The 19,488-nt window shown below is 73.9% G+C and carries 17 protein-coding genes; 12 read left to right on the top strand and 5 right to left on the bottom strand.

The annotated features are described in order from the left end of the window. Positions 1-6 precede the first annotated feature (6 nt). Positions 7-1,197: an acyl-CoA dehydrogenase family protein gene (locus tag VMV22_02330; protein HUY21156.1), complete on the top strand. Its 1,191-nt coding sequence runs from the start codon at positions 7-9 to the stop codon at positions 1,195-1,197. A gap of 3 nt (positions 1,198-1,200) precedes the next feature. Here the strand turns inward: VMV22_02330 and VMV22_02325 are convergent, their stop codons facing one another. Continuing rightward, entirely contained in the window at positions 1,201-2,799 is a 1,599-nt protein-coding gene (locus VMV22_02325) for a class I adenylate-forming enzyme family protein (GenBank protein HUY21155.1), read from the bottom strand. 42 nt (positions 2,800-2,841) lie between these two features. Here VMV22_02325 and VMV22_02320 point away from each other — a divergent pair, with 42 nt between their 5' ends. From VMV22_02320 to VMV22_02305, 4 genes are read left to right on the top strand one after another with little or no spacing between them, the layout of a single operon-like run. After that, a complete protein-coding gene (locus VMV22_02320) occupies positions 2,842-4,656 on the top strand; it encodes an AMP-binding protein (GenBank protein HUY21154.1) in 1,815 nt (604 codons plus the stop codon). A gap of 7 nt (positions 4,657-4,663) precedes the next feature. Next, positions 4,664-5,812, top strand: coding sequence for an acyl-CoA dehydrogenase family protein (locus tag VMV22_02315; protein HUY21153.1), 1,149 nt, complete (start codon positions 4,664-4,666; stop codon positions 5,810-5,812). 2 nt (positions 5,813-5,814) lie between these two features. After that, on the top strand, positions 5,815-6,624 hold the full coding sequence (locus VMV22_02310; protein HUY21152.1) for an enoyl-CoA hydratase-related protein: 810 nt from the start codon (positions 5,815-5,817) through the stop codon (positions 6,622-6,624). A gap of 32 nt (positions 6,625-6,656) precedes the next feature. After that, complete coding sequence (locus tag VMV22_02305) at positions 6,657-8,324, top strand: CoA-transferase (GenBank protein HUY21151.1); 1,668 nt, start codon at positions 6,657-6,659, stop codon at positions 8,322-8,324. A gap of 67 nt (positions 8,325-8,391) precedes the next feature. Here VMV22_02305 and VMV22_02300 read toward each other — a convergent pair whose 3' ends face one another. Further along, on the bottom strand, positions 8,392-9,123 hold the full coding sequence (locus VMV22_02300; GenBank protein HUY21150.1) for a class II aldolase/adducin family protein: 732 nt from the start codon (positions 9,121-9,123) through the stop codon (positions 8,392-8,394). Positions 9,124-9,240: 117 nt separating this feature from the next. Between VMV22_02300 and VMV22_02295 the strand changes: the two genes are divergently transcribed. From VMV22_02295 to VMV22_02275, 5 genes are read left to right on the top strand one after another with little or no spacing between them, the layout of a single operon-like run. Further along, on the top strand, positions 9,241-10,536 hold the full coding sequence (locus VMV22_02295; GenBank protein ID HUY21149.1) for an ABC transporter substrate-binding protein: 1,296 nt from the start codon (positions 9,241-9,243) through the stop codon (positions 10,534-10,536). Between the two features lie 45 nt (positions 10,537-10,581). Continuing rightward, a complete protein-coding gene (locus tag VMV22_02290; protein ID HUY21148.1) occupies positions 10,582-12,633 on the top strand; it encodes an ABC transporter permease in 2,052 nt (683 codons plus the stop codon). Then, positions 12,626-13,399 carry an ABC transporter ATP-binding protein gene (locus VMV22_02285; GenBank protein ID HUY21147.1) on the top strand — a complete coding sequence of 258 codons (774 nt, stop codon included), beginning with the start codon at positions 12,626-12,628 and terminating at the stop codon, positions 13,397-13,399. The genes VMV22_02290 and VMV22_02285 overlap by 8 nt, the downstream gene beginning before the upstream one ends. Then, the gene (locus VMV22_02280) at positions 13,396-14,448 is read left to right on the top strand and encodes an ABC transporter ATP-binding protein (GenBank protein ID HUY21146.1); all 1,053 of its coding nucleotides are present in this window, start codon (positions 13,396-13,398) and stop codon (positions 14,446-14,448) included. Before VMV22_02285 ends, VMV22_02280 begins: the two co-directional genes overlap by 4 nt. Positions 14,449-14,481: 33 nt before the next feature. Beyond that, positions 14,482-15,372, top strand: coding sequence for an SDR family NAD(P)-dependent oxidoreductase (locus VMV22_02275; GenBank protein HUY21145.1), 891 nt, complete (start codon positions 14,482-14,484; stop codon positions 15,370-15,372). A gap of 9 nt (positions 15,373-15,381) precedes the next feature. On the opposite strand, the gene VMV22_02270 is transcribed toward VMV22_02275, so the two are convergent. Beyond that, positions 15,382-15,819: a nitroreductase family deazaflavin-dependent oxidoreductase gene (locus VMV22_02270; GenBank protein HUY21144.1), complete on the bottom strand. Its 438-nt coding sequence runs from the start codon at positions 15,817-15,819 to the stop codon at positions 15,382-15,384. 139 nt (positions 15,820-15,958) lie between these two features. On the opposite strand from VMV22_02270, the gene VMV22_02265 reads away from it, so the two are divergent. Both VMV22_02265 and VMV22_02260 read left to right on the top strand, forming a co-directional pair. Next, positions 15,959-16,615 (top strand): HAD hydrolase-like protein, encoded by a 657-nt coding sequence (locus tag VMV22_02265; GenBank protein HUY21143.1) that lies wholly within the window; start codon positions 15,959-15,961, stop codon positions 16,613-16,615. After that, on the top strand, positions 16,612-16,749 hold the full coding sequence (locus tag VMV22_02260; protein ID HUY21142.1) for a hypothetical protein: 138 nt from the start codon (positions 16,612-16,614) through the stop codon (positions 16,747-16,749). Before VMV22_02265 ends, VMV22_02260 begins: the two co-directional genes overlap by 4 nt. Here VMV22_02260 and VMV22_02255 read toward each other — a convergent pair. Together VMV22_02255 and VMV22_02250 are read right to left on the bottom strand one after the other, a co-directional pair. Then, positions 16,735-19,161, bottom strand: a complete 2,427-nt coding sequence (locus VMV22_02255) for an ABC transporter permease (protein ID HUY21141.1) — start codon at positions 19,159-19,161, stop codon at positions 16,735-16,737. The two genes, VMV22_02260 and VMV22_02255, sit on opposite strands and share 15 nt — an antisense overlap. 177 nt (positions 19,162-19,338) lie before the next feature. Then, the gene (locus VMV22_02250) at positions 19,339-19,473 is read right to left on the bottom strand and encodes a hypothetical protein (protein ID HUY21140.1); all 135 of its coding nucleotides are present in this window, start codon (positions 19,471-19,473) and stop codon (positions 19,339-19,341) included. Positions 19,474-19,488: the final 15 nt, after the last annotated feature.

Below are 19,488 nucleotides of genomic sequence, written 5' to 3'. Positions count from 1 at the left end.
CGCCGCGTGGACTTCGAGCTTTCCGACGACCAGGTCGCGCTGCGCGATGCGGCTGCCGCCCTCCTGGAGGGGCGTTGTCCGTCGACACGGGTCCGGGAGGTCGCCGGCAGTGAGCGCCACCTCGACGCCGAGCTGTGGGAGGCCATGGCCGCGCAGGGATGGCCGGCGGTCGAGCGCCCCGCCCACGACGGCGGGCTCGGCCTCGGCATGGTGGAGGTGGCGGTGTTGTGCGAGCAGCTCGGCCGCCATCTGGCCCCGGTGCCGTTCGTCGGCACCGTCCTCGCCCACGGGGCGCTGGCCGCGGCCGCCGCCCCCGGTGGCGATGCGGGCGACGCGGCGGACGGCGCCGAGGCCGGCGACACGACCGGCGTCGCCGCGGGCGGGGTTTCCGGCCTCGGGGACGTCGACATGGCCGGCTGGGCGCGCCGGCTGGCCGCGGGCGACGCCCGGGGCGCGCTGGCGTGGTCGAGCCGCGACGACGCCGTGCTCGCCGAGCGCCGGGCCGGGACGGGGTGGCGGCTCACCGGCCGGACGGATCCCGTGGTGTTCGGGCCGGACGCGGAGGTGGTGGTGGTGTTCGCCCGGGCCTCGGGGGTGCCGGCGGTGTTCGCCCTGGCCCAGCCCGACTCGGCTCGTCCGGCCCCGCAGCCGGCCATGGACCGCACCCGCAGCCTGGCGCGGCTCGAGCTCGACGACGCGCCGGCGACGCGACTCGGCGGGCCCGTGGCGGCGGAGGCCCTCCTCGACCGCGCCGCCACGGCGGTGTCGGCCGAGATGCTCGGCGCCGCCTCGCGCGTGCTCGAGATGACGGTGCAGTACGCCAAGGACCGCGTGCAGTTCGGCCGGCCGATCGGCGGCTTCCAGGCCGTGAAGCACCGCTGCGCCGACATGCTCGTGGACGTGGAGGGCATGCGCTCGGCCGCCTACTACGCGGCGTGGGCCGTGGGCGCCGGCGACCCCGAGGCGTCGTCGGCCGCAGCGGCGGCCAAGGTGTGGTGCTCGGACGCGGCTCGGCGCGTCATGGCGTCGGGCCTGCAGGTGCACGGCGGGATCGGCTTCACGTGGGAGCACGACCTCCACCTGTTCCTCAAGCGGTCCCAGCTCGACCAGGTGAGCTTCGGCACCGCCGCCCACCACCGGGAGCGCCTCGCCAGGATCCTGCGGCCGCGCGCCGAGGCCGGCGAACCGGTCCTGTGACCGTCAGGGGCGACGGGCGAGGTCGGCCGCCAGCGTCCTGAGCGCCTTGCGGTCGGGCTTGCCCGCCGCGAGCACCGGCAGCGCGTCGAGCCGGACGACGATCTCGGGCGTCTTGTAGCGGGTGACGCCACGCGCCGCGAACCACGACCGGCAGGTGTCGAGGTCGAACGGGGCCGTCGCCTCCACGAAGGCGGCCACGCGCTCACCGACCTCGGGGTCGGGCACCGCCACCGCCACCGCGTGGCGCACGGCGGGGTGCGCTTCGAGGACGGCCTCGACCTCCGACGCCGAGATGTTCTCCCCGGCGCGGATGATGATGTCCGAGAGTCGACCCACCACCCGCAGCCACCCCTGCTCGTCGAGCACGCCCAGGTCGCCGCTGCGGTACCACCGTCCCCGGGAGGAGAGGACGGCCGCGGTGGCCGCGGGGTCGGCGTACCCGGCGAACAGCTCCGGGCCGCGCAGCCACAGTTCCCCGACGGCACCGGGCCCCAGGCGCACGGCGCTGTCGGGGTCGCGCACCTCGAGCTCGACCTCGCCCACGGCGCGGCCGTCGGTGTCCCGGGCGCGCCCGGGGCCGTCGTCGGGCCCCGAGGTGGTGACGGTCGGCGCCTCGGTCGACCCGTACGTGCGCTTCACCCGGCAGCCGAAGGCCTCGGCGGTGGCATCGACGAACGCCGGGCTGACCGACGCACCGCCGGTGGAGACGAGCCGGAGGCTGCGCACGCGCTCGCGCCGGAACCCTGCCGCGCCGGCCATCTGCGAGAAGAAGATCGGCGGCGCCCCCATGAACGACACGCCTTCGCCCTCGATGCGGCGCAAGGCCTCGTCGGGGTCCCACGCGGCCATGAGGACGGTGGGGATCCCCGCCGCGGCCGGGATGAGCACCCCGTTGAGGAGCCCCGACACGTGGGCCAGCGGCGCGGGCATGAGCACGGCGTCGCCGGGGCCCAGGCCGTGCACGGCGACCATGAGCGCCGCCTTGTACCCGAGGCTGCGGTGGGTGTGCAGCGCGGCCTTGGGAACGCCCGTCGACCCCGACGTGAACAGGGCGACGGCGACGTCGGCGGGACGGGCGGGGCAGTCCCGGGCGGCCATCGCCGGCGCCGGGGCCAGCCACTCGAGGAGGTCGCCGGGACCGGTCCCCCCCGCCACGACGAGCGCGCCGCGCACCTCGGCCGCCGGCGTGCCCGCGCCGGCCACCACGAGCACGGGCCGCACCTGGTCGAGGGCGGCACCCACCTCGGCGGCGCCCATGCGGTGGTGCAGCGGCGCCGCCACCGCACCGAGCCGCCAGCACGCCCGGTACAGCAGCAGCGCGGCGGCGCCGTTCGGGAGCTGCCAGGCGAGGGCGTCCCCGCGCCGGACCCCGGCGGCGCCCAGCCGTCCGGCCAGCGCGGCCACGCCGTGGCGGACGGCGGCGGCGTCGAGGCGGCCGGCGCCGTCGACGACCGCCGGCCCCGGGCCCGCCCGGAACGATGCGTCCAGCGCGCCGCGGTCCCAGGGGCCCCCGGCACGGCGGTAGCGCGCCGCCCCGGCGGGCACCAGGGTGGGGCGGAGCCGTGGTCCGGACCGTCGTCGCACCCCCTGCACCTGGGCCATCCGGCCACGCTACCGCCGCGCCGATTGCCCTAACCTGACGCCGTGGTCAGAGAACGCGCCGCCTCCCGGACGCACGTCGTGGCCCCGCCCGAGGTCGCCGAGCGCGTCGCCCTGGCGCCGGCACCGGGCGAGGCGCCGCTGCCGGCGCCCAACGCCGCCGCCCTGCTCAGGCGCAACGGCACCGACCCGGTGTACGCGCCGCGGCCGGCGCTGCACTTCGGCGATCGCACCTGGTCGCACGCCGAGCTGTTCGGGGAGGCCACGCGCTTCGCCGGGCTCTTCCGCCGACGCCTCGACCCCGACCGCCCGCCGCACGTCGCCGTGCTGCTCGACAACACCCCCGACTACGTCTTCGCCCTGGCCGGCGCTGCCCTCGTCGGGGCCGCGGTGGTGGGCCTCAACCACACGCGACGCGACGAGCACCTGCTCGCCGACATCACGCACACCGACGTCCAGCTGCTCATCACCGAGCCACGCCACCAGGAGCTCCTGGCCCCGGTGGCGGCCGAGCTGGCGCTCCCCGGTGGCCTGTTCGTGTCCGGGCGCTTCGCCGACGACGACGACCCCCCCGTCGTCCTGGGCGACGAGCTCGACGCCGCGCTGGCGCCCTGGGGCCCCGGTGAGGGCGACGCCGGCCTCGAGCCCGACGTGGAGACCCTGTGGGTGCTGCTGTTCACCTCGGGGACCTCGGCGGCCCCGAAGGCGGTGCGCTGCACGCAGCGGCGGCTGCTCACGACCGGCAACCGCATGACGATGGTCCTCGACGTCGGCCCCGACGACGTGGGGTACCTGGCCATGCCGCTGTTCCACTCCAACTCGCTCATGGTCGGCCTGGCCCCGGCGCTGGTGGCGGGAGCCTCGGTCGGCCTCGCCCGGCGCTTCAGCGCGTCGCGGTTCCTCGACGACGTGCGCCGGTACGGCGCCACGTGGTTCAACTACACCGGCAAGCCGCTGGCGTACCTCCTCGCCACGCCCGAGAAGCCGGACGACGCCCGCAACCCCCTCAAGCTGGCCTACGGCAACGAGGGCTCCCCGCACGTGGTGGAGGCGGTGGCCGAGCGCTTCGGGGTGGCGGTGGTCGACGTGTTCGGCTCGACCGAAGGAGGCATCGCCCTCGACCGCTCGGGCGGCGTGCCCCGGGGGTCGGTCGGCCGCCTGCGCCAGGGCATCAAGGTCGTCGACCCCGGCGGCAACGAGCTGCCCCGTGCCGTGTTCGACGGCGAGGGAAGGCTCGTGAACGCCGAGGAGTGCGTGGGCGAGATCGTCAACGCCGAGGGCGTGGGCCCGTTCGAGGGCTACTACCGCAACGCCGAGGCCATGGCCCGTACCACCCGCAACGGCTGGTACTGGAGCGGTGACCTCGGGTACGTCGACGCGCAGGACTGGGTGTACTTCGCCGGCCGCACCTCGGACTGGCTGCGCGTCGACGGAGAGAATTTTCCGGCCGCGCCGATCGAGGCCATCGTGGCCCGCCACCCCGACGTCATGCTGGTGTCGGTGTACGGGGTCCCCGACGCCGACGCCGGCGACCAGGTCATGGCGGCCGTGGTCCTGGGCGAGGGCGCGGCCTTCGACCCCGCGGCGTTCGCCGCCTGGCTGGACGCGCAACCCGACCTGAGCCCGAAGTGGCGGCCCCGCTACGTCCGGCTGTGCGGCGCGCTCCCCACCACGCCGACCAACAAGGTCCTCGTGCGCACCCTCGTGCACCAGAAGTTCCGCGCCGACCGGGTGGACGGGGACGCCGTGTTCACCCGGGGCCGCGGGGAGGACGCCTACCGGTCGTTCGGCCCCGACGAGGAGGCGGCGCTGCACGCCGCGTTCGGCGAGAGCGGTCGCACCCAGGCCTGGGACCTGTAGGGCCGCGGTGGACCTGTCGCTCGACGCCGACGAGCAGCGCTTCGCGACCGAGGTGCGGGCGTGGCTGGCGGCGCACGTGGAGCCCGCGCCCGACACCGACGACCTGGCGCAGGCCGTGGCGTGGGGGCGGGCCTGGCAGGCCGAGCTGGCGGCCGCCGGGTGGGTCGGCATCGACTGGCCCGCCGAGTACGGGGGACGGGGCGCGACGGCCGTGGAGGTGGCGATCTTCAACGCCGAGTACGCCCGCAGCGGCGCCGCCCAGCTCGTCAACCGCGTCGGCATCAACCTGGCGGGGCCCACCCTGCTCGCCCACGGCACGCCCGACCAGTGCCGGCGCTGGCTCCCGGCCATCACCACGGCCGAGGAGATCTGGTGCCAGCTCTTCAGCGAGCCCGGCGCGGGATCGGACCTGGCCGGCCTGTCCACCCGCGCCGAGCCGGTGCCCGGCGGCGGCTGGCGCGTGAGCGGCCAGAAGGTGTGGACCTCGTACGCGCAGTTCGCCCGGTACGGCCTGTGCCTGGCGCGCAGCGTCGCCGGCAGCACGGGACCACGCGGCCTGTCGCTGCTCGTCGTGGACATGGAGGCGCCCGGCGTGGAGATCCGCCCGCTCGTGCAGATCACCGGCGACGCCGAGTTCAACGAGGTCTTCCTCGACGGCGTCGAGGTCCCCGACGAGCACCTGGTCGGCCCGGCCGGCGAGGGCTGGGCCGTGGCGTCGACCACGCTGGCGCACGAACGGGGCACGACCTTCCCCTTCAAGGAGGAGGTCGTGCACGAGGGCTACCTCTCCCGGCTGTTCACCGAGGCCGCCCGCAACGGGTCGCTCGACGACCCCGACGTGGCCGACGCGCTCGTCGACGCCTACGTGTCGCTCGTCGTGCTGCGCACCCACAACTGGCGCACGCTGTCGAAGCTGGCGCGCGGCGGTGTGCCCGGGCCCGAGTCGAGCTGGGTCAAGCTCACGTGGTCCGACATGACCCAGCACCTGTCCGACGCCGCCCTGGCAGTGGAGGGGCCGGCGTCGAGCACGTGGGGGCCGTGGCAGCGGCAGTGGCTGTGGTCCAAAGCGGCGAGCATCGCCGGCGGCACGTCCGAAGTGCAGCGCAACGTGATCGGGGAGCGCATCCTGGGCCTCCCCCGGGAGCAGAGGAGGTAGGCGTGCCCGTCCACTACGAGCTTGGCGACGACCATGTGGTCTGGATCACCATCGACCGCCTGGCGGCGATGAACAGCCTCGACATGGACCACTTCGCCCAGCTGCGCGGCGCCTGGGACCGCTTCGCCGGCGACGAGGACGCCTGGGTCGCCATCATCACGGGTGTGGGCAACGCCTTCTGTTCCGGCGCGGACCTGAAGACCTACATACCCGAGGTCACGAAGCTCCAGCGCGAGATCGCCTCGCGGCAGGTGGAGGAGATCGACGGCTACCGCATCGACGACGGGGTGCGCGCCGTGCTGCGCGGCGTGAAGCTGTACAAGCCCATCGTGGCCGCCGTGAACGGGGCGTGCGTGGCCGGCGGCATGGAGATGCTGGGGGGCTGCGATCTGCGCGTGGCCGTCCCCGAGGCGTACTTCGGCGTGATGGAGCCCAAGCGCGGGCTGTTCGCCGGCGGGGGGACCACCGTCCGCCTGCCGCGCCAGATCCCGTTCCCGGCGGCCATGGAGTTCCTCCTGTGCGCGGATCGGGTGCCGGCCCAGCAGGCGCTCGAGTTCGGGCTGCTCAACGCGATCGTGCCCGCCGACCAGCTGCGCGCCAAGGCCGAGGAGTACGCGCACCGCATCACCGCCAACGGGCCCCTGGCCGTACGCAAGACCAAGGAGAGTGTGCTGCGCGCCCTGGCGGTCGACATGAAAGAGGCGTACCGGATCGAGTCGTCCATCGCCACCGAGGTGTTCTCGAGCGAGGACGCCAAGGAGGGGCCGAAGGCCTTCGCCGAGAAGCGCCCGCCGCGCTGGACCGGCCGGTAGGCGCGGCGGGGACCGGGGGATCGGGGGCGCTCGTGGAGCACCTGTCGCTCGAGGACGCCGTCGCCCGGCACGTGCAGCGCGGCGACACCGTGCACGTGCTGTGCGGGCACAGCCGGTGGACCGCGGCGGCGCGCGAGATGGCCCGGCAGCACTGGGGGAGCGACGCCGGCTTCACGCTGGTGATGCTCAGCCTGAGCTCGCTCGGCGCGCTGTTCTTCCGCGGCGGCATGGTCGCCAAGGTGGTCACGGCGTACTCGGGCGACACCTTCCCGACGTACACCCCCAACCCGATCTTCCAGGAGGCGTACGCCTCGGGCGCGGTCGAGGTCGAGCACTGGTCGATCCTGACCTTCACCCAGCGGCTCGAGGCGGCCGCGCGGGGGCTGCCCGCACTCGTCACCGGGTCGCTCCAGGGCTCCTCGATGGCCGCCAACGATGCGTTCAGCGTGGCCGACACCCCGTTCGGGCCCGTCGGTCTGGTGGCGCCGCTCGTGCCCGACGTGGTCCTCGTCCACGGGGCCGTCGCCGACGAGGAGGGCAACGTGGCGCTGTCCGAGCCCCTCCTCGAAGGGGCGTGGGGCGCGTGGGCGGCCCGACGCGGCGTGGTGGCCACGGTCGAGCGCGTCGTGGAGCGCCTCGACGGCCTCGGCCACCGGGTGCGGATCCCCGCCCACCGCGTGCTGGCGGTGGTGGAGGCCCCCTTCGGCGCCCACCCCGGCGGGCTGTACGCGCCCGGGCTCCCCGTGACCCCCTACGGGGAGGACATCGGGTTCTGGTCCGAGGCGCGCGCCGCCACCCGGAAGGGCTTCGAGGCCTGGGCCCGCCACTGGGTGCTCGAGCCGACGACCCACGCCGACTACCTCGAGCGCCTCGGGACCGAGCGCACGGCGTGGCTGGCGGGGCGCGCCGACCCGGAGTCGTGGCGCGCCGACGCCGAGGCCCACCCGGTCGACCCCGATGCGCCGACGAGCGCGTGGGAGCGCGCCGCCGCCTTCGGGGCCCGCGAGGTCGAGGCCACGGCCGCCGCGCTCGGCGCCGACGCCGTGCTGGCGGGCGCGGGGGTCGCCAACCTGGCCGCATGGGTGGCCGTCGGCCGGGCGCGCGCCGCGGGGAGCGCGCTGCGCCTCACCGCCGAGCTCGGCCTGTGGGGCTACACGCCGACGCCCGCCGACCCCTACATCTTCAACCACCGGGTCTTCCCGGGGTCCCCCCTGCTCGCCGACGCGTCGACCGTGCTCGGCATGGTGGTGGGCGGACCGGGGACGCGCCTCGTGGCCTGCCTGGGCGCCGCCCAGGTCGACCGGGACGGCAACCTCAATTCGACGCTGATCCCCGGGGGGCCGTTCCTGGTGGGTTCCGGGGGCGCCAACGACGTCGCCAGCCGGGCGGCGCGCTGCGTGGTGGTGTCCCTGGCGCGCCCCGAGCGGCTCGTCGAGCGGGTGGGCTACGTGACGAGCCCGGGCGACCGGGTCACGAGCGTCGTGACCGACCTCGGGGTGCTGCGCCGGGTCGACGGGGAGCTGCGCGTGGCGGCGGTTCCCGCCGGCACCGAGCCGGTGGCGGCGCGCGTGCGGGCGCTGGCCGGCGCGTGCGGGTGGGACGTCGAGGTGGCGCGCCACGTCGAGGAGCTCGCCCCGGTGGGCGCCGACGAGGTGCTGGCGCTGCGCCGCTACGACCCCGAGCGGCTCTTCCTGTCCTGAGTGGGGCCGGTCCTGTCGTGAGCGGGGCCGGTCCCGTCGTGCGCGGGGCCGGCCGCGCCGGGCGGCGTCAATTCGTGCGGAGGTACTTGTAGACGCCCTTGAAGTCGTCGTTGACCTTGTCGGGGAGCGGCACGGCGCCGCCGAGCGCCATGGCGCCGAGGACGATCTCGGCCGTCCGCTCGACGCACGCCGTGACGTGGAGCACGTCCGCGGGGTCCTTGCCGACGGCCACCATGCCGTGGTTGGCGAGCAGCGCGGCACCCCGGTCGGCCAGGCAGGCCACGGCGGCCTTCCCGACGTCGTGCGTGCCACTCGGCGCGTACTCGGTCACCGCCACCTCGCCGCCGACGTAGACGGTGAACTCGTCGATGCACGCCGGGATGGGCAGGCGGGCCACGGCGAACACGGTGGCGTGGACCGGATGGGAGTGGATGACCGACCCGACCTCCTCGAAGGCCTGGTAGCACGCCAGGTGGAGGGCCTTCTCCGACGACGCCGGCCGGGTGCCGTCGACCACCTCGCCCCGGGGGTCGATGACCACGAGGTCGTCGAGGGTCATCGCCCGGTAGTCGACCGACGACGGTGTGATGCAGACGTTGCCGTCGGGCATGCGGGCCGAGACGTTGCCGGCCGTCCCCTCGACGAGGCCCTTGGCCAACAGCTCCTTGGCCGTGGCCAACACGGCGTGGTGGGCGTCTTCGACCGTGCGCAGCGCCATGGTCCCGAGCACCTCCTGTGTTCGTCGGGGGCCGGCGGTGTCACGTCCCCCGGCACGGCGGGCGTCCGACGCCCAGCGCACGCCCAGGCTACAGTGGCCGAGCACGAACTGACACCGGCGTCAGGCACGTCGTCGACCGGAGCCCCGTCGGGAAACGGGGCGGCCCGTGGGTGGCGGTGGGCAGGGAGAGGGGGACTGATGTCGCGCAGTCGTCGGGGGAGGATCGCGACGGTCGGCTCGGCTGTGGCCGCGTTGGCTCTCGTGGTCTCCGGGTGCGCCAACTCCAAGGCGCAGGTGAGCACCGGCGGCAACGGCGCCCCCGGCGTTACCGCCACGGAGATCGACGTGGGCAGCATCGCCAACGTCACCGGGCCCTTGTCCTCGGACTTCGCCCCCGTGGTGAACGGGGTCCAGGCCTACTTCTCCATGGTCAACGCCGAAGGGGGCATCGCCGGGCGCAAGCTGAAGCTCGCCTACCAGACCGACGACCAGGGGAGCTCGACCATCGACCTCACCGTGGCCCAGAAGCTCGTCGAGCAGGACCACGTGTTCGCCGTGGTCGGCGTGGGGACGCCGTTCTTCGGTGGGGCGAGCTACCTCGCATCCCAGGGGACGCCGACGTTCGGCTACGTCGTGTCCACCGACTGGGCGAACAAGCCCACCTTGTTCGGCTCCTTCGGCTCCGTCCTCGACTTCCAGACCGCCGGGCCCGGAGACGCCTGGATGGCCCAGCAGCTGGGCGCCCAATCGGTGGCCGTGGTGGCCTACGGCGTGCCCCAGTCGGCGGCGGCCTGCCAGGCGGCGGTGACGGGCATGCGCCAGTTCGGCGTGAACGTGTCCTACACCGACCTCAGCTTCCCGTTCGGCTCCGACCCCACGGCGGACGTCCTGCAGATGAAGTCGCACAACGTCGACCTCTTGTTCTCGTGCCTCGACGTCAACGGGAGCGTGTCGTTCGCGCGGGCCATCAACCAGAACGGCCTGACGATGCACCAGATCTGGTTCAACGGGTACGACCGCACCACGCTCCAGCAGTACGGGTCGCTCATGACCGGCGTCTACATGGGCCTGCAGCACGTGCCGTTCGAGGCTGCGCTCACCTTCCCCGGCGTCTACCCGGGCATCGCCACCTACATTCGCGAGATGCAGAAGTACCAGCCCGCGCACACCTACGACGAGGTGGCCCTCGACGGTTGGGTCTCGGCCGCGCAGTTCGTGGCCGGGCTGAAGGCCGTCGGCAAGGACCTCACACAGAAGCGGCTCGTGGACGCGATCAACTCCCAGAAGGGCTTCACGGGCGACGGTGTCACCACCCCGGTCCCATGGCCGGCCTCCCACACCACTGCCACGCCGCCGTTCTGCTCGGCGAGCGTGAAGGTCGACAACGGCAACTTCGTCCCGTCCTTCGTCCAGGGCACCAACCAGGTGTTCGTCTGCTTCGACCTCAACAGCACCACTCCGGTCCCCCCGCCGGCGGGCTCGCCGGGCACCTGACGACCGACGTGACGCCGGTCGACTGAACGGGAGGCCACCAGGGACATGAGCACGTTCCTCAGCTACGGAATCCCCGGGATCCCCTACGGGTGCGACTTCGCCCTGATGGCGGTGGGTCTCGTGCTCACGTTCCGGGCCACGGGCGTGTTCAACCTGGCGTTCGGGGCGCAGGCCTTCGTCGCCGCCTTCGTCTTCGACGTGCTGGTGCGCAGCGCCCACGTCCCGGTGCTGGCGGCGTTCGTGCTGTCGGTCCTCGTGCTGTCGCCCGTGCTGGGCCTGGCGTTCGACCGCTTCCTCTTCCGCCACATCCCCACCGCATCGACCACGGCCAAGCTGGTGTCGTCGGTGGGCCTGCTCATCGCCATCCCCCTCACCGTGCCGATCATCTTCGGCAACCAGCCGAGGTTGAACCCGCCTTTCCTCTGGCTGAACCCCGACCACGTCTACTTCCACCTCTTCACCACGCCCGTCAACGGGGGTGAGATCACCATCACCGTGATCACCCTGGTCGTGGTGGCCGCCGTCATGGCGATGTTCCGGTGGACGAGCATCGGCCTGCAGATGCGGGCGGTGGTGGAGAGCCGCCGCCTCTCCCAGCTCGAGGGCATCAGCGCCCCCAGCGTGGCCGCCGGCGCATGGGCACTGTCGAGCACCCTGGCGGGCCTCGCCGGTGTGCTCTTCCTGCCGCTGCAGCCCCAGCTCATCCCGACCGACCCCTTCGAGTTCACCTCGTTGCTGGTGGCGGGCCTGACCGCCGCCGCCGTGGCGAGCATGCGCTCGCTGCCGGTCGCGCTCGGCGCGGCGGTTGCCCTCGGAGTGATCGAGAACCTCATCAAGGGGTTCCTGCCCTCGGGTGGCGTCCTGGCCCAGGCCGTGGACCCGGCGTTCCCCTTCGTGGTCCTGATGGGGACGCTGCTGCTCAACCCCGGCCTCCGCACGCTCGACGCCAGCACGGACCCGCTGTCGTCGTGCGACCCTCCGCTGGCGCCCCCCGCCGTCACCATCCGCGACCGCCGCCTGGAACGGCCCACGAAGTGGGCCTTCTACGTGCTGGTCGTCGCCTTCCTCGTCTCGAACATGACGTGGGTGCCCGGCCTGTGGGTGACGACGTTCAGCGAAGGTCTCGGGTTCTCGATCATCTTCCTGTCGATCACCCTCATCACCGGCATGAGCGGCCAGATATCGCTGTGCCAGGCGACGTTCGCGGGCGTCGGGGCCTTCACGGCTGCCCAGCTGGCCACCCACGCCGGCCTGCCCATGCTGCTCGGCGCCGTCGTGGGCGGCCTGCTGGCCGCGGCCGTGGGGACCGTCATCGCCATCGTGGCCGTGCGCATCTCGGGCCTGCTCCTGGCGCTCGTCACCCTGTCCTTCGCCCTCTTCGCCGACCAACTGCTGTTCCAGTACTCGTGGTCGGGCGGTGGCCTCACCGGGGTGGCGGTGCCGAGGCCGGTGGTGGGCCCGGTCGACTTCGGCTCCGACCGCTCCTACCTCCTGCTGTGCTTCGGCGCCCTCGTGCTGTGCATGGTGCTCGTGCTGCTCGTCCAGCGGGGCACGGTGGGCCGGTACCTGGGGGCGATGCGGGGGAGCCCCACGGCGGCGGCCAGCATGGGCATCAGCCTGGCGACGGCCCGGCTGACCGTGTTCGCCATGTCGGCCGGCATCGCGGGCTTCGGCGGCGCGCTGTACGGGTCGACGCTCGCACCGGCCCCCGTCCCGGCGGCCAACTTCAACTACGTGTGGGCGCTCGTCTTCGTCGTGGCCGTGATCACCCTGGGGGCGCGCACCGTGGAAGGTGCCGTGCAGGCCGGCATGGGCTACGCCGTGTTCGCCACCGTCCTCACGTACCTGCCGCAGCGCTTCGCCGGCATCGAGCCGATCCTCTTCGCCTTCGGGTCGGTCACCTACGCCGTGCACCCCGAGGGGATCCTGGAGTACCAGAAGGGGCGCTGGATGAAGCGGGTCAACCGGCTGTTCAGCGCCTACGACCGCCGCCGGGCAGGGGGCCTTCCCGTGGAGGGTGAGGCCGCCTCCGTCGATGCCGCGCCCCTCGAGGTGTTGCCGGCCGCCAGCCTTTCGGGGGAGGTCCTGGGTGGGTGAGGCCGGTGGTGCGCTGCTGGACGCTCGCGGGATCTCGATCCGTTTCGGGGGGATCGCGGCGCTGAAGGACGTCTCGCTCACGGTCGACGCCGGTGAGGCCGTCGGCCTCGTGGGGCCGAACGGCGCCGGCAAGACGACGTTGTTCAACTGCATGTGCGGCCAGCTCCGCCCCGACGGCGGGACGGTGTCGTTCGACGGCCGGCCCATCGAGGACCTGCCCGCCCACGCCCGGGCCCGGCTCGGGATCCGGCGTACCTTCCAGCGGGTCGAGGTCTTCCCGGAACTGTCGGTGCGCGACCACCTGATCGTGGCCGAGCGCGCCCGCCGCGGCGACGGCGCGCTGTGGAAGGACCTGTTGAACAAGGGCAAGCCCCATGCCGACGAGCTGGCGCACGTCGAGGAGGTGCTCCAGCTGGTGGGCCTGGCGGACATGGCCGACGTCCCCGTCGCGGCCCTGAGCCTCGGGCACTGCCGGCTGGTCGAGCTCGGCCGCGCCCTGGCCGGCAGGCCCCGCCTGCTCATGGCCGACGAGCCTTCGTCGGGGCTCGACATCGCCGAGACCGCGGCGCTGGCCACCGTCCTGCGCAGCGCCCAGCGCGAGCAGGGCATGGCCGTGCTCCTCGTGGAGCACGACATGGAGATGGTGGCGAAGGCGGTCGATCGTGTCATGGTCCTCGACGTGGGAGAGGTGATCGCCGAGGGCTCGTTCGAGGACGTGGTGGCCGACCCCGAAGTGCGGCGCGCCTACCTGGGGCGCACGGCATGACGACGGCGCCCGTCCTCGAGCTCGAGGACGTCTCGGCCTCCTACAGCACCTACCGGGCACTGTTCGGCATCTCGCTGACCGTGCCCGCCGACGGCATCGTGGCCCTGGTGGGCTCGAACGGAGCGGGGAAGTCGACGCTGGCGCGCGTGGCGAGCGGGCTGGTGCCCGCCAGCAGCGGCTCGATCCGCGTGGACGGCGAAGACGTCACGAGGCTCTCGGCCCACCGCATCGCCCGGCGCGGCGTGGCGCACGTGCCCGAAGGCCGTGCCGTGTTCTCGTCGCTGACGGTGGAGGAGAACCTCACCCTGTCGTTCCTCCGGCGCGTGGGGCGGCGGGGCACGGCCGACGCGCTGGGACGGGCGTACGAGGCCTTCCCCGTGCTGTCCGAGCGCCGGCGCCAGGCGGGCGGGACCCTGTCGGGGGGCCAGCAGCGCATCCTCTCGCTCGCCAAGGTGCTGGCCGTGCCGCCCAAGCTGCTGATCGTGGACGAGCTGTCGCTCGGCCTGGCGCCTGTCATCGTCGACCAGGTCTACGACGGGCTCGTGGCCATCCATCAGCAGGGCTCCGCCGTCCTCGTGGTCGAGCAGCAGGTGGATCGGGCCCTCGCCATCGCCGACCGGGCGGTGCTCCTGGTGAAGGGAGCGGTGGCCTGGGAGGGCCCGGCGAGCGACGCCAAGCCGGTTCTGGAGGCCGGGATCTTCGGCGGCCACGCGTCGAACGGCAGCGCCCCCCCGGTGACGAACGGGTCGCGCGGCGCCACCGGCATGCCGTTCGCGGCTGCGCCCCGTGCCGCGCCCGGCGGTGCCGTGCCCGGCGGTGCGGTGCCGGCGCCGGGTCCACGCCCGCCGCAGCCACTCGGGGGCACGGCGCGGTTGCGGCCACAGGGCCCGGCCCTCCGGAGCGCCCCCGCGGCGGCACCGCCGAGCGCACCGGCGACGCCGCCGCCGAGCCTGCCCGGGGCGGCACCGGCGGGCGCCGCGCCGGCGGACAAGGCGGCCCCCCCGTCCGACCTCTGGATCGTGGGACCGACCTTCCCCGGCCAGGACTGATCCCGACGTGACCGAGAGCGAGGTGTGAGCGGCATGGGACTGCTCGACGGCAGGGTGGCGGTCGTCACCGGTGCAGGCGGGGGCATCGGGCGTGAGATCGCCGTGTGCCTGGCGGCCGAGGGCGCCCGTGTGGTGGTGAACGACCTCGGCACGACGCTCGGCGGCGACGGCGCCGCCCAGGGGCCGGCGGCCGAGACGTGTGCGCTGATCGAAAAGGCGGGGGGGACTGCCGTCGCCAACGGCGAGTCGGTGTCGGATTTCGAGGGTGCCGGGCGCATCGTGGCGCAGGCCGTCGACACCTTCGGGTCGATCGACATCCTCGTCAACAACGCCGGCATCGTGCGCGACCGCACCCTTCTCAAGATGACGTCGGAGGACTACGACGCCGTGGTGGCCGTGCACCAGAAGGGCACCTTCAACTGCGCGCACCACGCCGCCGCCCACATGAAGGAGGCCGGCTACGGCCGGATCGTCAACATCACCTCGTCGGCGGGCCTGCGCGGGAACTTCGGGCAGAGCAACTACGGCGCGGCCAAAGCCGCCATCATGGGCATGACCTTCGTGTGGGCGCTCGAGCTCGGCCGCTACGGCATCACCGTCAACGCCGTGGCCCCCGCCGGGCTCACCCGCATGACCGAGAACCTCTTCGGCGGGGCGGAGGCACCCCCGGACCAGGACCCCGCGCTCAACGCCCCGCTCGTCGCATTCCTCGCCTCGGAGCAGGCGGGCTACGTGAACGGCCAGGTGCTGGGGCGGACCGGGTACGCGTACACCATCTTCCAGACGCCGCGGCAGGTGGCGGCCATGTGGCGCGACGGCGGCTGGACACCGGGCGAGGTGGCCGAGCACTTCCACGACGTCCTCGGCCAGCACCTCCAGCCGATCGGCATGCCGGCGCACCCCCTGCTGGGCAAGAAGGACTGAGCCGGGGCGCTACGAGACGGGCTCGAGGATCACGACGGGGATCTCGCGCTCGGTGTTCTGCTGGTAGTCGTCGTAGGCCGGCCACGCCGCGGTGGCACGCGGCCACCACTCCCGCCGCTCCTCGGGGGTGGCGGTACGCGCCCGCAGCTCCATCACCCGGGCACCGTCCTGGAGCCGGACCATCGGGTCGGCGACGAGGTTCAGGTACCAGACCGGGTGCCGGGGGGCGCCGCCCATGGAGGCCACGACGGCGTAGCGCCCGTCGTGCTCGACGCGCATGAGCGGCGACTTGCGCTCCGCCCCGGTGCGCCGGCCCCGCGTCGTCAGGATGACGACCGGCTTGCCCTCGAGCGTGTCACCCTCACGTCCTCCCGTCGCCTCGTACAACCGAACCTGGTCGGCCACGAAGTCGAATGCGCTCGGCCGGTAGTCGCCAGTCGTGTCCATCGGCTGTCCTCCATGGCGTCGGCCCGCGGGTGCAGGCGAGGCCCGGTGTGGCGCGACGGCGTCCCGGGCGGTTGCCAACCTACGCGACGGGCGTGCCCGGGCGGCGTCGCCCCGCGGGCGGGCGGCTACCGTGCACCGCATGCCGCCTGACCGGCCCGCGCCCCCGCCCGTGATCGGCTTCGACTTGGACATGACGCTGATCGACCCGCGCAGGAGCGTGCGGGGCGCCCTGGACGCGCTGGCGGGCGAGACGGGCGTCGACGTCGACGCCGACGAGATCCTCGCCACGCTCGGCCCACCGCTCGAGGTGGCGCTCTCGCCGTGGTTCGGGCCCGACGACCTCGCCGCCGCCTGCGCCCGGTTCCGCGCCATCCACGCCACCCTGCTCCACCTGACCGAGGCGATGCCGGGAGCGGCGACCGCCGTGCGGACGGTGCACGGGCGCGGTGGCCGCGTGGTGGTGGTCACGGCCAAGTTCGAGCCCCACGCGCGCACGAGCCTCCAGGTCGTGGGCATGGCCGCGGACGTGGTGGTGGGCCAGCGGTTCGGCGCCGCCAAGGGGGGCGCGCTGGCCGACAACGGCGCGCTGGCCTACGTCGGCGACCACCCGGCCGACGTCGATGCCGCCCGGGCGGCGGGGATCGTGGCGGTGGGGGTGTCCACGGGGCCGGCATCCGCCGACGAGCTGCGCGCTGCGGGCGCCGAGGTGGTGCTGCGGGATCTCGGGGGATTCGGGGAATGGTTCGAGGCGTGGGACGACGACCGCCGCGCGGCAGGGACGAGGAGCCCGACATGACCGAGGTGTCCGACAGGTACCGACGACGCTCCACCGCCTTGGGCGACAAGATCGCGGCGGTGCCCGACAGGTGCTGGTCGAGCCCGACGCCGTGCGAGGAGTGGACGGCGCGCGACGCCCTACTGCGTGCGTAGGAGCTGCCCCGAGGTCTTCGAGCGCGCCGCGGCGAGGGCCGGGGCGACGGCCAGGAGGTTCGCCACCACCAGGACGCCCGCCCCCAGGGCGACGATGATCCCGGCGGGCACGACGGCGACGGGCACGGCCCCCAGGTTGGCGGCGAAGGCGCGCCACACCGTCTCGCCCACGGCCACGCCGACGGGGATGCCGACGACGATGCCCACGAGGGCGACGGTGGTCGCCTGCCAGCACACGGTCGCGCCGACCTGGCCGTTCAGGAACCCGATGGACTTGAGCAGGCCCATCTCGCGCCGCCGCCGGGTGACGCTCACGACGAGGAGGTGCAGCAGTGTCGCCACACCGAACAGCGCCAGCATGAATCCCAGGATGAGCGGGAAGTTCACGGCCTCCCCGAAGTTGACCAACGACGTGGGGACAACCGGTGGTTCGCCAGCACCCTGTGAGGCGGCGATGATGCGCGTGGCGTCGGCCCGGCCCTTCGCCCCCGGCGCGACCTTCGCCAGCACGGCGAAGATCTGGTCGGACTGGTAGGCCCGCCGGCAGGCCGTCGCGGCAGGGCCGGCAGGGCACGCCGCGTCCAAGTAGCCGCCCATCGTGAACGCCGCGCCGGTGCCGATGCCGCCGAGGCCGAACTGGCTGGGGAAGGGGATCGTGCCCACGACGCGGAACGGGGCCGTGTGCGAGCCGCCGGTCGGCGACTGCACCGTCACGTGCACCACGGACCCGATGTGCGCACCGACGTGGCGCATCGTCGTGGCGCCGAGGGCGATTTCGCCGTTGGCACCCGGGACCCGCCCACTGGCAGCGGAGATGAGCAGGGGCCCGCGCACGGCCTTCCCCACGACGGCGAAGACGTTCGTCCCGTTGACGGTGATCTCGTCCCTGGTGCCCAGCATGATCCCGGTGACCGACCGGTCGTGCGACAGCTGGGTGAGCACGGCGGCCGCGTTGCCCTGCCCGGCCTCGTTGCCGAACGAGATCTGGTAGTCGTCCCCGTACAGCTCGGGGGTGGCGGTCAGGTGCGACAGGCTGGCACCGAACACTGCGGTGGCGCACAGGCCGAGGACGGCCAGGGCCGTCCCGAACAACGCGGTGCCCACCGGGATGGTGGCGGCGCCGCGCCCCCGCTCGAGCGCGTGGCGGACCCCGACGACAGCGCTGGGGGGCGCCCCCGTCGCGGCCACCCGGGCGGCGACGACCGAAGGGCGGGCATAGGTCGCCTGGTCGTCACCGATCTGGACCCGGGTGGCGCGCAGGGCCGGCCACACCCCGAGGAGCAGCACGACGACAACGGTGGCGAGCGCCCCGAGCGGGAGAACGAGGGTGTCGAAGGAGAGCCCCGTCGAGGGCTCGGCCAGGCGCGCCTCGCCGACCGGTGTGAGCGGCGACAGGACGAAGGCCACGAGGACGGCGCCGACGGCGCCGGCCAGCGCCACCACGAGGTTCCGGGCCGTCCCGAGCGCCACCAGGCCGTTGCGAGGGAGGCCCAGCGCGCCGAGCGTCGGGTACTCCTCGCTCTCGACCACGCTCTGCCGGCCGATGGCCTGGCCGATTGTGGCGAGCGCGGCCAGTCCGGCCAGGACGGCGAGCACCCACCACCCCACCGCCTGGGGGTGGATGGCCGAGGCCACCGCCGAGGAGGTCGAGTCCAGGTCCTGCGTGAACGCCGGGTGCAGTGCGCTCAGGGCGGCGGTGAACCTCGGGAGGTCGGCTGCGCCGTGTCGCAACCGGACGAAGTACGAGTTGGCGCATCTCTCCAACGTCGTGCACGACGGGTCCGCGGCGCGGTCGAGCGCGGGCGTGCCCCAGAAGTCGTAGGTGGCCGTCGTTCCCGCCGAGAATTCGGCCGCGTCGACCTCGATCCCGACGACGTGCAGGGCGATGGTCGGGCCCGCCGGGCTCAGGTTGGCACCCTGGACCAACGCGGGGATCTGGGCGCGCGTGAAGAACGGCGTGTGGACGACGGTCCCGATGTGCACGCCGAACTTCTGCTCGAGGTTGTACGAGGCCAGCACCTCGTCCGGCGACGACGGTGCCGGCAGCCTGCCGGCGACGAGTTTGACCGTCTGCGCGAAGCCCCTTGGCGAGAGGTCGTTGATCGAGAAGCCCACGTCGTTGATGCCGCGGCCGCACCGACAGGTCACCGGGGCGTTGGGCGGGCCGCCGACCGCGGTGGCAGCGGCGACCTCCGGCAGCCGGGCGACCTCCGGCAGCGGGCTGTAGTTGAAGACGAGGTAGTCGTAGCCGTGGGCGCTCAGGAAGCGCGGGTAGGCGGTGGCGGTCCGGCGGCCGGCGGCCGCGGCCGCAAGGACCAGTCCCCCGACGACGGCGATGAGCACGGCCAGGGTCAGCCACGACCGCCACCGTCGGCGCAGCTCCGCGCCGAACACCAGCCTGACTGCGCTCACGTGCGACCTCCCCGCCCCAGTGTCGTGGATCGGGCCGCCGGCCCCAAGGGGGCTAGCCGGTTTCCGGGCCTGGTGCTACCACGAAGGCGGTCCGGGCCGCGGGCCGCCGGTGTCGGTCCGGGTCAGCTGCGGCGGGTCCGCGGTGGCCGGTCGCTCGTCGCGGTCAGCAGTTGCGGGTCAGCCGTTACCGGTCAGGATGTTCACGATGCTGGTCAGGATGTTCACGACCGAGACGCCCGGGCCGCGGCCGCCCACGTCGTGCCGGAGGGCGAAGCCGCCGCGGCCCCCGCCCGGTCCCCACGCCGCGCCCACGTCGCGCCCACGTCG

The sequence above is a fragment of the Acidimicrobiales bacterium genome (genome assembly GCA_035531755.1).
In the GTDB taxonomy this organism is placed as follows: domain Bacteria; phylum Actinomycetota; class Acidimicrobiia; order Acidimicrobiales; family UBA8190; genus DATKSK01.
The sequence above is the reverse complement of the archived record's forward strand: the minus strand, read 5'-3'. Positions and strand labels throughout refer to the sequence as shown.

What these genes read in the sequence shown, in the direction of transcription:
- VMV22_02270 (HUY21144.1), bottom strand. Translation starts at nt 15,819, where the DNA reads ATGGACACGACTGGCGACTACCGGCCGAGCGCATTCGACTTCGTGGCC.
- VMV22_02275 (HUY21145.1), top strand. Translation starts at nt 14,482, where the DNA reads ATGGGACTGCTCGACGGCAGGGTGGCGGTCGTCACCGGTGCAGGCGGG.
- VMV22_02295 (HUY21149.1), top strand. Translation starts at nt 9,241, where the DNA reads ATGTCGCGCAGTCGTCGGGGGAGGATCGCGACGGTCGGCTCGGCTGTG.
- VMV22_02325 (HUY21155.1), bottom strand. Translation starts at nt 2,799, where the DNA reads ATGGCCCAGGTGCAGGGGGTGCGACGACGGTCCGGACCACGGCTCCGC.
- VMV22_02260 (HUY21142.1), top strand. Translation starts at nt 16,612, where the DNA reads ATGACCGAGGTGTCCGACAGGTACCGACGACGCTCCACCGCCTTGGGC.
- VMV22_02280 (HUY21146.1), top strand. Translation starts at nt 13,396, where the DNA reads ATGACGACGGCGCCCGTCCTCGAGCTCGAGGACGTCTCGGCCTCCTAC.
- VMV22_02265 (HUY21143.1), top strand. Translation starts at nt 15,959, where the DNA reads ATGCCGCCTGACCGGCCCGCGCCCCCGCCCGTGATCGGCTTCGACTTG.
- VMV22_02290 (HUY21148.1), top strand. Translation starts at nt 10,582, where the DNA reads ATGAGCACGTTCCTCAGCTACGGAATCCCCGGGATCCCCTACGGGTGC.